9 protein-coding genes are annotated in these 13,456 nt (G+C 63.8%); 1 reads left to right on the top strand and 8 read right to left on the bottom strand.

Annotated elements, in window-relative coordinates:
* Position 1: 1 nt before the first annotated feature.
* The 7 genes from C8K18_RS13590 to C8K18_RS13560 form a co-directional block, all read right to left on the bottom strand.
* A complete protein-coding gene (locus C8K18_RS13590; protein ID WP_107707816.1) occupies positions 2-1,207 on the bottom strand; it encodes a glycosyltransferase in 1,206 nt (401 codons plus the stop codon).
* Positions 1,208-1,280: 73 nt separating this feature from the next.
* A complete protein-coding gene (locus C8K18_RS13585) occupies positions 1,281-2,213 on the bottom strand; it encodes a glycosyltransferase family 2 protein (RefSeq protein ID WP_006048995.1) in 933 nt (310 codons plus the stop codon).
* 61 nt (positions 2,214-2,274) lie between these two features.
* Positions 2,275-4,473 (bottom strand): polysaccharide biosynthesis tyrosine autokinase, encoded by a 2,199-nt coding sequence (locus tag C8K18_RS13580; protein ID WP_107707754.1) that lies wholly within the window; start codon positions 4,471-4,473, stop codon positions 2,275-2,277.
* 43 nt (positions 4,474-4,516) lie between these two features.
* Positions 4,517-5,752: a polysaccharide biosynthesis/export family protein gene (locus C8K18_RS13575; RefSeq protein ID WP_029968417.1), complete on the bottom strand. Its 1,236-nt coding sequence runs from the start codon at positions 5,750-5,752 to the stop codon at positions 4,517-4,519.
* Positions 5,746-6,183: an exopolysaccharide biosynthesis protein gene (locus tag C8K18_RS13570; RefSeq protein ID WP_107707753.1), complete on the bottom strand. Its 438-nt coding sequence runs from the start codon at positions 6,181-6,183 to the stop codon at positions 5,746-5,748. The genes C8K18_RS13575 and C8K18_RS13570 overlap by 7 nt, the downstream gene beginning before the upstream one ends.
* 53 nt (positions 6,184-6,236) lie before the next feature.
* Entirely contained in the window at positions 6,237-7,709 is a 1,473-nt protein-coding gene (locus C8K18_RS13565; RefSeq protein ID WP_107707752.1) for a UDP-glucose/GDP-mannose dehydrogenase family protein, read from the bottom strand.
* 31 nt (positions 7,710-7,740) lie between these two features.
* On the bottom strand, positions 7,741-9,138 hold the full coding sequence (locus C8K18_RS13560) for an undecaprenyl-phosphate glucose phosphotransferase (protein ID WP_107707751.1): 1,398 nt from the start codon (positions 9,136-9,138) through the stop codon (positions 7,741-7,743).
* 668 nt (positions 9,139-9,806) lie between these two features.
* On the opposite strand from C8K18_RS13560, the gene C8K18_RS13555 reads away from it, so the two are divergent.
* A complete protein-coding gene (locus C8K18_RS13555) occupies positions 9,807-11,372 on the top strand; it encodes a mannose-1-phosphate guanylyltransferase/mannose-6-phosphate isomerase (protein WP_107707750.1) in 1,566 nt (521 codons plus the stop codon).
* A 115-nt stretch (positions 11,373-11,487) separates the two neighbouring features.
* On the opposite strand, the gene C8K18_RS13550 is transcribed toward C8K18_RS13555, so the two are convergent.
* A complete protein-coding gene (locus C8K18_RS13550; protein ID WP_107707749.1) occupies positions 11,488-12,924 on the bottom strand; it encodes a transposase in 1,437 nt (478 codons plus the stop codon).
* Between the last annotated feature and the right edge of the window lie 532 nt (positions 12,925-13,456).

The raw sequence follows: 13,456 nt of genomic DNA, 5'->3' as shown, positions 1-13,456 counted from the left end.
CTTACAGACCTCCGCGCGATTCTTGCGCGGCGCCGGCCTGCGCTTGCCTGCTTGCGGCGTTATTCGCGGCCTTGCTCGCGGCCTTGTCCGCGTCGGTGCTCTGCGCGCCCCGGCCGCGCACTCCAGCGCGTGCACGCAGCATCTCCTGCGTGATGCGTACATGCTGCATCGCGTAGTGCTCGGTCGTGAGATCGCGCGCGAGCAAACCGGCGGCGGCCGCTTGCGCCTGTCTCAGTGCATCCATTGGCGCGGCGGCGAGCTGATCGACGGCATCGCGCAACGCGGGCGGATTGAATGGCGGAATGTAGAAAGCCTCGCTCGCCGGAAAATAATCCTGCAAGGCGCCGACGTTGGTCACGACCATCGGCTTGCCGACCGCCGCCGCCTCGAGCATCACCGTAATGCCCGACGCGTGCGTATTCGGGCGCAATGGCACGACGATCACATCGGCCCAGTCATACAACTCATGCTGTTTCTTGATGCCGGAGAACAGCGCGATTTCGACGTTCGGCGCACGCAGCGAAGCGGGAATCCGGCGACGCGTGGCGAGCTTCACCGTGTAGCGCGCGTCGTTGCCGAATGCCTTGATGAGCGTCTCCCAGTCGCGGTCGCGGTCGTTGCCGATCGCGGCGATGCGGATCGGCGAATGCGGCTTCCATTCGGTCGGCGTCTTCACGGGGAAGTCGCGCGTGTTCAGTCCGTACAGCAACGGCCTGGCGTCGCGATCGAAATAGCGCTTGCACAGCGCGGCGTTTTCGCTGGCGAGCGTGGTCAACTGATCGGCGCGAGTCATCAGCTTGCGATACAGCCAGCGACGCACGATGCCATACGAAGGCCACTTGTCGAGCAGCCACACGCTTTGCGCAAGCAGCAGCGGCGACGCATTCGCGCCGGCCTTGCGGCCACTCAGCAGAAGCATCAGCGCGGCGGAAAGCCATTCCTGTTCGGTATGCGTCCAGATCACGTCGGCACTCAACATGTCCGCGCGATTGCGCCACGTGTGAATGAAATCGAAGCCGAGCGCCGCCTTCAGTGCGCGGCGCGCGAGGCGCACCGGTTTGCTTTCGCGCGCGTCTTTCGAATAGCTGAGCGCGAACGCGTCGGACTCGGCGTGGTGATAGCCGTACAGGCAACCGATGTTGTCGCCCGGTCGATAGAAACGCGGATCGGCGCCGTAAAACAGATGAACGTGAACCTTGGTAGTCATGTAGAGATTCCCTTTGCCGATGCCGATGCCCACGCGTCCAACCCGCTGCGTGCCGCTTGCATGAACCGCCGCTTCACGCGGTCCGCGACAGCGCGCGCCGCGCCTCGTGCGCGCCGGTTCGCACCGCGCGCCAGCGCGAGAGCTTCAAACGCGCCTGTTTCGACAGCAGCGCGAGCGCCGCATGCGTGAGCCCCGGATACACCTTCGTGCCGACGAGCGTCCACCACCACCACGCGGTTTCGCGGCGCAGCGGCGGCAACTGATCGCGCAGAATCAGATGGAAGTTGAACGCGGCGTTGCGCAACGCGGCCATGGTCTGCGCGTCGCGGCGGTCGTCGTCGAAACGTTCGGCGGGGAAATGATCGACCGCCACGCGCGGGTCGTACATCAGCTTCCAGCCGGCGTTCTTGACCGCGAGGCTGAACGCCATGTCGTTGTGAACCTGGGCGCCCGCGCCGCGCAGCCGTGCATCGAAACGGATGTTGCGCACCGCGTCGCGCCGATAGCTCATGTTGGCGCCCTTCAGGATGTCGACTTCGCGTGCGCCGCCCACGCCGAGATGATGATTGCCGATGATCTTGCCGTGCGCGGTGACCTTGCCGACCAATGGCCGCTCGCCGTCGAGCACGCGGCCTTTTTCGTGCACCCAGTCGCGGCCGCCGAGCGCGCCGAGCCGCGCATCGCTTTCGAACGCGGCGGCGATGCGCTGCACCCAGTCGGGATGCGGCGCGGCGTCGTCGTCGGTGATGGCGATCACGTCGCCGCTCGCGGCGTCGAGTCCGCGATTGAGCGCGGCGACCTGGCCGGGCACGTCGACGAGCGCCACCGATAGCGGCAGCTTGCCCGGCACCGCCGGATCGCGCAGACAGGTATGCGTCGCGTCGTCGTCGGCGCGCGCGACCACCACGACTTCGTCGGGCGCGCGCGACTGCCGTTGCAGCGCCGCGAGGCAACGCGCGAGGTCGGCCGGGCGGCGGTAAGTCGGAACCAGTACCGTCACTTTCATTGCGATGTCCTTGTTGCTGAGTCCTTGATGCGATGCGTTTCGCTAGCCGAGGCCGTTACGGTTACGTGCTCAGATATTCCTGCACCGCCGCGTAACTGCGGTCATAGCCGCCGCGAGCACGCGCCGGCATGCCGTTGAAGATGCCGCCCTGCACATGTACGCCGGCCCCGCGCAGACGCTTGAGCGAGTCGATGATCTCGCCCTCGCTGTGCATGCCCGAACGCATCACGAAGAACGTCGAGCCTGCATACGCGCCGATGATCGACGCATCGGTCACCGCGAGCACCGGCGGCGTGTCGATCAGGATCACGTCGTAGCGTTTCGCGAGGGCGTCGAGGTATTGCGGCAGACGCGGCGACATCAGCAACTCGGACGGATTCGGCGGACGGCGTCCGCACGAGATAAAGCTGAGGTTCTCGATCTCCGACGCGCGGATCGACTCCTCCAGCGAAATCTGACCGCTCAGCAATTCCGACAAACCGTTTTCCTGCGTGCCGCCGAGGTAGCGTTCGAGCACACCGCGGCGCATGTCGCCGTCGATCATCAGCACGCGCTTGCCCGAATGCGCGAGCAGCACGGCAAGGTTGACCGTGAGGAAGCTCTTGCCGACGCCCGCCATCGGTCCCGTGAGCATGACGATGCGATTCTTTGCATCCATGATCGTGAACTGCATCGACGTGCGCAGACTGCGCAGACTCTCCACGGTGACGTCCTTCGGCCGCGCATTGGCGAGCACGGAACGCAGGCGCTCGCCGCCACGCGCGAATCCGTTTTCGAGCAGCGTCTGCTCGGCGCTCATCGGCACAAGGCCGAACACCGGCAGACGAAATGCGCGCTCGATATGCTCGGGGTCGTCGATGCCTTTGAACATATTGCGGCGCAGGAACACGAAGCCGGTGCCCGCGATCAGCCCGAGGATCGTCGCCGCCGACAGGATCAGCGCCTTCTTCGGCTTGACCGGCGATCCGGGACGCAGCGCGGCATCGACGATATGCACGTTGCCGCCGGTGCCGGCCTTCTGCACCGACAACTCCTGCACGCGATTGAGCAGCAGCACGTAGATGTCTTCCGCGACCTTCGCGTCGCGCTGCAACTGCACGGCCTTGACCTCGGTGGCCGGCAGATCGCGGAAACGGTCCGCGTATTTCGTGCGCTGCGCCTGCAGCTCGGCCATTTGCTCGCGTGCGGCCTTCAGCATCGGATGGTCGTCGCCGTAACGTTCGGTGAGCTGCGCCATCTGCAGACGCAAGCCGGCAATCTGCTGTTCGTACTGCACGCTGCCTTCGAGATAAACCTTCGCCTCCTCGCTCGCGTTGATCGAGCCGGACTGACGCTGATACGCGGTCAGCGCGGCCTCGGCGCGTTCGAGATCGGACTTCAGGCGCGGCTCTTCGCTCTTCAGGAAGTCGAGCATCTTGCTTGCATCGGACTGCTTGTTCGCGATGTGCTGACGCACATACGACTGCGCGAGCGCATTAGCGACGAGCGCGGCATGCTCGGGGTTTTTATCCTCGAGTGAAATCTGGATCACGCCGGTCTGCTTGCCCTGCTCCTGCACGCTGATCGCGGATTGAAACGCGCTGATCGCGTCGAGATCGTTCGCCCGCATCACGGTGAATTCCTCGCCCGGACGCGCGACCAGCTTGCTGACCAGCATCGTCACGCCGCCGCCTTGCGCCTGCTGCCCGACCTGACCGCGCAGCAGCAGCGCGCCGTTCTCCGCATGCAGTTCGTAGCGGCCGCCGTCGAGCGCCTTCATGGTCAGCTTCTGGCCTTCGAGCGCGGGCAGCACGTCGATCGAATCGACATCGACGACCTCGCCGCCCCATGCATACGACGACAAGCCGAGCCACGGCTTCGCCGGCTCGCCAGGCGTCGCGACGCGCGCGGCGATGCTGCCGAGCAGCGGCAGCGTTTTCGGTGTGACGCTGAAGTTCAGCTTCATCTGCTCGACGACCGGCGCCACCACGCCGCGGCTCTTGATGATTTCGATTTCGGCGTCGGTCGGCAGCGAACTGGAGCCGCTCGTGATCGCGGCGCCGGTCTGCGTTTGCGTGAGCGCCTGCGACGTGTTGTCGGCCTGCTCGACGCGCACGTGCGCATCGGCCGAATAGATCGGCTTGGCGAGCACGCAGTACGCGCCGGCAATCGCGACGACCGCCGCCGCGATCGCGATGAGCCACCAGATGTCGTCGAGGATCACCTGCACCAGTTGCCCGAGGACCACGTCCTCTTCTTCGGTCCTGATCGGGCCGGCCATGTGTGGAGAGATTTGATTGCTCACAGTTCGATCCCGTATCTGGTTAGCGCGTCAGTTGCTTCAGGTAGAACAGCGTCTGCACGCTCGGCAACACCTGCTGCAACACGCGGTTGAACGTGGTCGAGGCGGCGGTGCCCACATACACGACATCGAGCGGCTGCAACTGGAACTGCGCGGACAGCATGATCGCGTCGGGCTGCGTCATGTCGAGGCGGTACACGTCCGGCGTTGTCGGATGCTCGCGCATGCCGCGCATCACGAAGATCTGCCGCGGATTGGCGTCGGTGTCGAGAATGCCGCCGGCTTGCGTGAGCGCGTCCGCGATCGTCAGACGGCCCTTGAGCATCGGCACCTGAATCGGCGTCTTCACTTCGCCCATCACGAAGATGCGGCTGTTGCTGCGATCCGGCACGTTGATGACGTCGCCGTTTTGCAGCATCACGTTCTGCGTGGTATCGCCCGCATCGAGCATGCGGTTCGCGTCGAGCACGTAAAGCGTCTTGTTGCGCGTGAGGCGCACGCGCTGGATGTCGGCGTCGGCAGTCGTGCCGCCCGAGCGCGTGAGCGCATCGACGAGCGTGAGCGGCACGTCGCTGACCGCGAGCGGGCCCGGCGTCTTGACTTCGCCGGTGACCTGCACTTTCTGGCCGCGATACGACAGCACGCGCACGTCGACCTGCGGATTGCGGATATAGCGCACGAGGCCGCGCGCAAGCTGATCGCGCAACTCGCCGACGGTCTTGCCCGCGGCCATGATGCGGCCGACGAACGGGAAATAGATGGTGCCGTCCGCGGCGACGGTCTGGCCGTACGGATCGGCCTGGCCCGGCAACGCGGCCGTGTACGGCTGCTGCAACGCGCCGGCGATGGTCTGCGTGCTGGTGCCGCCCGCCGACAGCGTGCTGCCCTGCGGCGTGGTCAATTCGGGGTGATCCCACACGGTGATGCCGAGAATGTCTTGCGGCGACAGCCGGTAGACGTACTGCGAAGGATCGCTGAAGGTCGAGGTCGGCAACGGACGCGGCGGTGCGCTGGCTTCGGCCTGCGCCTGGGCGGCGACGACGCTCGCGTCGATCACATGGACCGGATAGGTTTCGGCGGACTGGCTCTGACTCTGGTGCTGGCCGTCGTCTTTCAGACGCGACGTGTCGAGGTAATTACCCGGTGCGGTGGCGCAGGCCGACAGAAAGGACGTCAGCAAAAGCGTGGCGGCGAACTTCGTGATGAGCTTCGTTTTCGGGTTCGCGAATGTAGGTGTAGCGAGTGTTTTCATCAGCATATTTTTTTCAGCCATCCCATGACCAGATGTTCGATGAGCACGAGACTTTCCCTGTAAGCGGATTCCTCGCCGCCGTGCGGATCGGCGACGTCGGCCAGGTCTTCCCACTTGCCGAGCGGAAAGACCTTGCCGCGCGACGCCGGATCGAGTGCTTCGACTTCGCCGATCTGCGCGCGCTCGCTCACGAGCACGAGATCGGCGGATCGCACGAGCCGGCGGTCAAGCCGCCGCGAGTGATGCGCGCCGGACGCGACGCCGCGCTCGGCGAGCAGGCGCCGCATCACCGGGTCCATGCCGTGGCCGTTCATCGCGCGAATGCCCGCCGAATGAAACGCGATGGACTCCGACGCCTGACGCGCCTTGAACAGCATTTCGGCGGCCGGCGAACGGCACACGTTGGCGTGGCAGACGATCAGAACATTGGCGAACATGTCGGGCTCCGTGATGAGGCGCGTGGTGCGTGCGGGCGGCGTGACAGGCAGGCTTATTGGCCGGCCTGGGCCACGGCGAGCGCATCCGCTTGCGTACCGCCGTGCGTGTCGCCATGCACGGGCGGCAGGCCGTTCACGCCGACTCTTGCGGGCGCATTGCGCAGCGCATGCGGACGTCCGATCGCGTGATACTCGATGCCGAGTTCGAGCAGCGCGTCCGGTTCGTACAGATTGCGGCCGTCGAAAATAAGCGGCGTTTTCAGCATCGTTTTGAGTGCATTGAAGTCCGGGCTCTTGAACACTTTCCATTCGGTCAGGATCACGAGCGCGTCGGCGTCTTGCGCTGCTTCCATCTCTTCGTTCACGAACTGCAGACGCGCGTGCTGCTGCGGCACGTCCTTCAGATCGAGTGCAAACACGCGCTTCGATTCGTCGATCGCGACCGGGTCGTACGCCTTCACGCGCGCGCCGCGGCGCAGCAGTTCGGCAATCAGCGGACGGCTCGGCGCTTCGCGCATGTCGTCGGTATTCGGCTTGAACGCTAGGCCCCATACGGCGAACGTGCGGTCGGACAGGTCCTCGCCGAGACGCGCGACGATCTTCTGACCGAGCACTTTCTTCTGCGTGTCGTTGACCGCTTCCACGGCTTCGAGAATGCGCAGGTTCGCGTGGTGATCGGCGGCCGTGCGGATCAGCGCCTGCACGTCTTTCGGGAAGCACGAACCGCCGTAGCCGCAGCCCGCGTACAGGAAGTCGTAGCCGATGCGCGGGTCCGATCCGATGCCGCGGCGCACGGCCTCGATGTCCGCGCCGACGCGGTCGGCGAGATTCGCCAGCTCGTTCATGTACGAGATGCGCGTGGCGAGCATCGCGTTGGCCGCGTACTTGGTGAATTCGGCCGAGCGCACGTCCATGTACAGCGTGCGTTCGCGATTGCGATTGAACGGCGCATAGAGGCGCTTCATCAATTCGCGCGCCTTTTCTCCGGGCACGTCTTCATCGCAACCGAGCACGATGCGGTCGGGCCGCGTGAAGTCTTCCACTGCCGCGCCCTCTTTCAGGAACTCGGGATTCGACACCACCGAGAACATGTGACTGAGGTTGCGCGCGGCAAGCTCTTCGGCGATCGCGTCGCGAACGCGTGAAGCCGTGCCGACCGGCACCGTCGATTTGTCGACGATCACCTTGAAGCCCGTCATATGGCGGCCGATATTGCGCGCCGCGGCGAGCACGTATTGCAGATCCGCTGAGCCGTCTTCGTCCGACGGCGTGCCGACCGCGATGAACTGGATGTCGCCGTGCGCGACCGCCGCTTCGACATCGGTCGAGAACGTGAGGCGTCCGGCCTTGCGATTGCGCGCGATGATCTCCTGCAGGCCCGGCTCGTGAATCGGCACGCCGCCGCCGTTGAGCACGTCGATCTTGCGCCGGTCGACGTCAAGACAGAACACGTCGTGGCCGATGTCGGCCAGACATGCGCCCGTCACGAGGCCTACGTAGCCGCTACCGATGATCGTCAGGTTCATGTATTACCTCGCAGGAGTTTGGAGTGAGTGTTCAATATGCGTTGCTGCCGACAAAGCCCTTCCACAGCGTCAGCACGACGATCTTGATGTCGAGCCAGAAGGTCCAGTGCTGCATGTAGTAGAGATCGAGCTTGACGCGGCCCATCATTTTTTCGATGCGGTCGGTTTCGCCGCGATAGCCGTTGATCTGCGCCCATCCGGTGATGCCCGGCTTGATCCGGTAGCGGTGCATGTAGCCCTTCACCAGATCCTTGTAGATGTCGTCGTGTTCGAGCGCATGCGGACGCGGGCCGACCACCGACATCTCGCCGCGCAGCACGTTGATGAATTGCGGCAGCTCGTCGAGGCTCGTGCGCCGCAGGAATGCGCCGACCGCGGTGATGCGCGGATCGCGCCGCGTGGCCTGCGTGATCTTGCCGGCCTCTTCCTTGTGTACTTTCATCGAGCGGAACTTGTAGATCTCGAACTCGTTTCCGTCGATGCCCTTGCGCTTCTGGCGGAAGAACACCGGACCCGGCGAGCTGAGCTTGACGAGCACCGCGATCGCGAGCATCAGCGGCGCGAGCGCGGTCAACGCGGCGAGCGCGAACAGCCGGTCGAAGATGCGCTTGGGCAGCACGCGCAAATCGGTGATCGGCGAAGCCGCGAGGTTGATCGCCGGCACGCCGAGCAGCTCCACCATCGGCTGATTGAAAAGCGTGAGGCTGCGCACGTCCGGAATAAAGCGGATGTTCACGAAGTCGTTGCGCAGATCCATCACAATGCGATGTATTTCCTTTTCCTTCGAAATAGGCAACGCGAGCCACAATTCGCGGATCGCGCGCTGGCGCACGAGCTGGATCATGCGCTGATAGTCGCGCTCGACGGGCACGCCTTCTATCGCAGCGGCCGCGTCGGGATCTTCATAAGGGTTGATCGTGCCGTTCTCGTCGAACACCACGACGGGGCTGAAGCCGGCGTCCGGACGGCTGCGCATCTGCTGGATCAGAAAGCGCCCATACGGTGCGCCGCCGACGATCGCCACCGCGCGCTGATTGAAGCCTTCGCGGCGCAGCCCGCGCAGAATCGAGTAGACGATCACCTTGGTGACGATCAGCAGCACGATGGTCGCGGCCGCCCAATAGACGAGCCACAGCCGCGACAGACTGTCCGCGCGATGCAGGCTGAAGCTGATCAGCACGCCGGTGACTTCGACCATCGCCCAGCCGCCCGCGACGCGGCACAGCAGGTCGTAGAGCGGCTTGCCGCGCCATGACTGATAGATGCCGAGCGCGGGAAAGAACACGACGACGAGCAGCACGTCGAAGGCGAGCGACACGCTTTGCATGTCGTCCAGCCACACGACTTCTCCGTTGTGCACGGCCGCCGCGATCGCGGCGCCGAGCGCGACCATCGCGATGTCGATCAGTCTCGATAGAACGCTCAGCATGTGCTGCCCCTCAGTTCGTCAGTCAAGTGCCATCCTGCTGTTAGTCCGTTGCGTGCATCCGCCGGCCAGTTGCAATGCGCTGCACGGTCGTTTGGGCGTGGCACGCAAAAACGCCGGCAGCCGCGCCGGCAAATGAATTGCCCGACGCGAATCCGATTGAAGCCGTGCTAATTGCAATTACGCTTTCCGCTTTGCTAAACCGGACGCTCGGCCGCGGCGAAAAACGTGTCTCGGAATGAGTGAATGTCCTTCTACAGGTATAGATAAAGCGTTATTAAAATTCGCGCCGCAAGGCTGCAAAAATCTCAAAATGTATCGGTCAAAATTTCGGAATTTTTTGTGAATTTTGTGGGGTGTTTTTACCGGAATAGCGGCTTTGACCATGCTTTTGCGCCTTCATGACGGGCAACGGCGGCCTTTCTGTCGCTTTCCGGCGATGCCCGCCCGGTCTTGCGCCGTCATCATTCTCGTGCAGGCGCCGCGGTAAAAAAATAGCCCGCCGTTAATTTCCGCATAATTTTTCTTTTTATAAAATGGCCGCGACATTTTTTGTTCATCAAGACGTTAGCTCTATTCGGCTTATATATAGTTTCCAATTAACGGGCTTTTATTCATTTCGGTCTTCGTGATAAAACTGGACGCATCCATCCAGTCCCGAGGAGTCCATCATGACCGCTCCGGTTACGGCCACGTCCGCCGACACCCGGCCCACCCAGACGACGTCCGCGCACGTCAAACTGAAGGTTCATCCCGTCATTCTCGCGGGCGGCTCAGGCACGAGGTTGTGGCCGATGTCGCGCGAGCAGCATCCCAAGCAGTTGATCGGCCTGCTCGGCGAAGACTCGCTGCTGCAATCCACCACGCGCCGTCTCGACGCGCTCGAGGCCGGCTTTCCGCTCGCCGGGCAACTCGTCGTGGTGGCCAACGAGGAACAACGCTTCACGACCGCCGAGCAATTGCGCACGAGCGGCAAACCGACTCGCCTGATTCTCGAACCGGTGGGCCGCGACACGGCGCCGGCGCTGACTGTGGCCGCGCTATCCATTGCTGCGCAGGACGAGGACGGCATCATGGTGGTGATGCCCGCGGATCACGCGGTCACCGATCTCGAAGGCTTTCACGCCGCAGTCGCCGCGGGCGTGCAGCATGCGGCGGCGGGTCAGATCGTCACAATGGGCATCGTGCCGACGCGCGCGGAAACGGGCTACGGCTACATCCGCATTGGCGCGGCTCTCGGTACGCCTGGTAATCCTGATGAAACGCAAGCGGCTGACGCTGTGGATGCGAGTGCTTCGGTCACCGCGCACAAGCTCGATCGCTTCGTCGAAAAGCCGCATCTCGAACTCGCGCAACGCTATGTCGAATCGCGCGAATACTGGTGGAACAGCGGCATTTTCATCATGCGCGCATCGACGTGGTTGAAGGCGATCCGCCACTTTCAGCCGGCGATTCACGACGCCTGCGAAGCGGCCTACGCGGGCGGCAAGGCTGACGGCGATTTCTTCCGCCTGCAACGCGATGCGTTCAGCGCGTCGCCGTCCAATTCGATCGACTACGCCGTGATGGAGCAACTCGGCCAGGACCAAAGTGCGGCCGCGGGCGTGGTCGTGCCGTTGCAGGCGGGCTGGTCGGACGTGGGCTCGTGGGACGCGATCTGGGACATCTCCGAGAAAGACGCGGAGCAGAACGTGGGCCGCGGCCGCGTGATGTTCGAAGGCGCCTCCTCCACCTTCGCGCATTCGGAAGGACGCCTGATTGCCTGCGTGGGCACGCAGGATCTCGTCGTCGTCGAAACGGCGGACGCGATTCTCGTCGCCGACAAATCGCGCGTGCAGGACGTGAAGAAAATCGTGGGCCGCATTCGCAGCGAAGGCGGCATCGAAGCGGCCAATCATCGCAAGGTGCATCGCCCGTGGGGGAATTACGATTCCGTCGATACCGGCGAGCGTTTCCAGGTGAAGCGCATTGTCGTGAAGCCGGGCGCTCGCCTCTCGCTGCAAATGCATCATCACCGCGCCGAACATTGGATCGTCGTGCGCGGCACCGCACTCGTCACGCGAGGTGAAGAGCGCTTTATCGTCTCCGAAAACGAATCGGCTTATATCCCGCTCGGCGTCACGCACCGTCTCGAGAACCCGGGCAAGATGCCGCTCGAAATGATCGAGGTGCAATCCGGCTCGTATCTCGGCGAAGACGATATCGTGCGCTTCGACGACACGTACGGACGCCAGTAAAGCCGTGGGTCACACATCAGGCACGCGAGGTCGGTTGCGGGAACAGCGTTGAATCACAGCGAATGAAGCGGGAACCTGCGGCGGTTGCTCCAGACTGCCGCGGGGTGCTGCGTGCTCATCCCGCGTGGGAGATGAGTTCTGTGTACGACGGATAACGTTCTGCTCGATCTGCTGCGGCTGGATTGGCGGGCATTGCGGTTGCTGCCCCTGGTGCTACGCCTGCGCCTGATCCTGCATTGGTTGATGCGTTTGCGCTAGTCATCCCGCCATTCACCGCGCTGCCGACGGCAGCCGCGGCGGGTTCGCTCGTGTAGCGCCGCAGCGGTCCGCGAAACGCATTCAACGGACCATGCAACGGCGCTCCATGATGCGCGGCGACGGACTCGGGCACATGACGCATGCCCGCCGCCATCGGACGAGCCGGCGGCGCGGTATACGGCGAGTGAGCGGCAGAGACGTCCGACGTGTACACGGGCTTGTGCGTCTGCCCATGCATCGGCGCGCCGTACGCTTGCGGTGCCCGTACCTGCGGCGCTGCATAGGCCGCGGCCTGCATCGCGCATTCACGATCGATCCACTGCGCGGCCCACTCGAACGCATAATGCTCGGCCGCCTCGGCGTCCGTAAAGCGCGGGCCGACGAGGCCGGAACGCTCGACGCGCTTGCCGTCCTTCATGATCTCGGCCCATGCGCGATACATCGCGTTCGGCACCCGCTCGGCGGCGACATAGATCAGATAGCCGTGACGTTCGGCGACTTGCCGCCCGCGCGGCGCGAGAGCCGTCGACAGCGGGCTGCGTTGCAGCGCCGCTCCCGAGATTCCGCGCGCCGATGCAATGGCCGCGTCCAAGCCCTGCATCGCGGCACCGACCGCGCCGGCTTCGTTCATCGCGCGCAAGTCGGCGCGCAGCGCCGGGCGCGGCGCATAAGCGACCGATGGAGTCGGCAAAGCCGGCGCACGCGCGATGGCATGTGCGGCTTGTGCAGCGTAGGCATCTTGCCGATCCTGCGCGACGACGGGCGCGGCATGGTCGAAACCCGCCAGTTGACGCGTGATATCCGCGATCGGATCGGCCGAACGCCAGGGCCGCGCGTGCAACGCCTGAGCCTCGTGCAGCGCGTTGGCCGCGTGGCCGTTCGTGCCGGGCGCCTGCCACGACTCGGGGCTTTTCCACGACACGCCGCGCGGACTCTCGTCACGCATGCTGGCTGTATCCGCGACAGGCGCTGCGGGTTTGGCGGCGACGGGCGGCGCCGGTTGCGGCACGTAGGCGAACGTGCGCCCTGTTCTGGACAGAAGCCGAACCATCTCGAGCAGCGTGCCGTTCAGTTGCCATTCCTCGAAACGGCGCCGGCAAGTGGGCCCCGACGGATAACGGCCTGGCAGCTTCGACCAGGGCTCTCCGGTAGTGAGGATCCACAAAACCGCATTGGCCACGACACGTGGATCGGCGCGAGGCCGCCCACGTCGGTTCAGACGGACGGCCGGCTCATCGGAGACAAGCGCAGATAGCAGCGCCCATTCGTCATTGCTTAGCTCATCGAAAAACATGGATTTTCTCCACGCAGCCTGGCCGGGCCGCGGCTTTGGGTGGACCACGGATTCAGCCTTCACGATCCGTGTGTCACCCTCGGTTGCACAAATATGTCTTGTACGTTCTGTTGGCTGGTCAACCCCGCCCTGTGTTAGTGCGGTTTATCCCTATTGCGAAGCACAAAACGTGGTCTCACTCGTGCATGGGAGAATTGTGCACGAAGCATACCATCACCAGGGTTTGCGTGAATATCGGCGAGACAAGTGTTACGGATAGAAACAAACTTATGCTTTTCACTCGCTTAATTCACGTCATGCCGTAACGGAAATGCTTCATGCGATAGCGACGGAATTGCTATTGCCCACTCGACAGCCCACAAAAAAGCACAGCCAATGCGCGCTAAAGGCCTGCTAAAAAATGCGGCAGACACGCCGAATAAGCCGCCCGAATTCGACCGCATCACGGCGCAATAATTCAGGCATTCTTTGTCTGTCTGCCGGTGTGGCAGGTTCGTTGCACGCGCATCGAGTCAACGGTGCCAACGCTTGA

This window comes from Paraburkholderia sp. GV068 (assembly GCF_003058125.1).
Lineage (GTDB): Bacteria > Pseudomonadota > Gammaproteobacteria > Burkholderiales > Burkholderiaceae > Paraburkholderia > Paraburkholderia graminis.
This window is presented reverse-complemented; position numbering and strand designations above follow the sequence as displayed.

What these genes read in the sequence shown, in the direction of transcription:
- C8K18_RS13590 (WP_107707816.1), bottom strand. Translation starts at nt 1,207, where the DNA reads ATGACTACCAAGGTTCACGTTCATCTGTTTTACGGCGCCGATCCGCGT.
- C8K18_RS13585 (WP_006048995.1), bottom strand. Translation starts at nt 2,213, where the DNA reads ATGAAAGTGACGGTACTGGTTCCGACTTACCGCCGCCCGGCCGACCTC.
- C8K18_RS13580 (WP_107707754.1), bottom strand. Translation starts at nt 4,473, where the DNA reads ATGGCCGGCCCGATCAGGACCGAAGAAGAGGACGTGGTCCTCGGGCAA.
- C8K18_RS13575 (WP_029968417.1), bottom strand. Translation starts at nt 5,752, where the DNA reads ATGCTGATGAAAACACTCGCTACACCTACATTCGCGAACCCGAAAACG.
- C8K18_RS13570 (WP_107707753.1), bottom strand. Translation starts at nt 6,183, where the DNA reads ATGTTCGCCAATGTTCTGATCGTCTGCCACGCCAACGTGTGCCGTTCG.
- C8K18_RS13565 (WP_107707752.1), bottom strand. Translation starts at nt 7,709, where the DNA reads ATGAACCTGACGATCATCGGTAGCGGCTACGTAGGCCTCGTGACGGGC.
- C8K18_RS13560 (WP_107707751.1), bottom strand. Translation starts at nt 9,138, where the DNA reads ATGCTGAGCGTTCTATCGAGACTGATCGACATCGCGATGGTCGCGCTC.
- C8K18_RS13555 (WP_107707750.1), top strand. Translation starts at nt 9,807, where the DNA reads ATGACCGCTCCGGTTACGGCCACGTCCGCCGACACCCGGCCCACCCAG.
- C8K18_RS13550 (WP_107707749.1), bottom strand. Translation starts at nt 12,924, where the DNA reads ATGTTTTTCGATGAGCTAAGCAATGACGAATGGGCGCTGCTATCTGCG.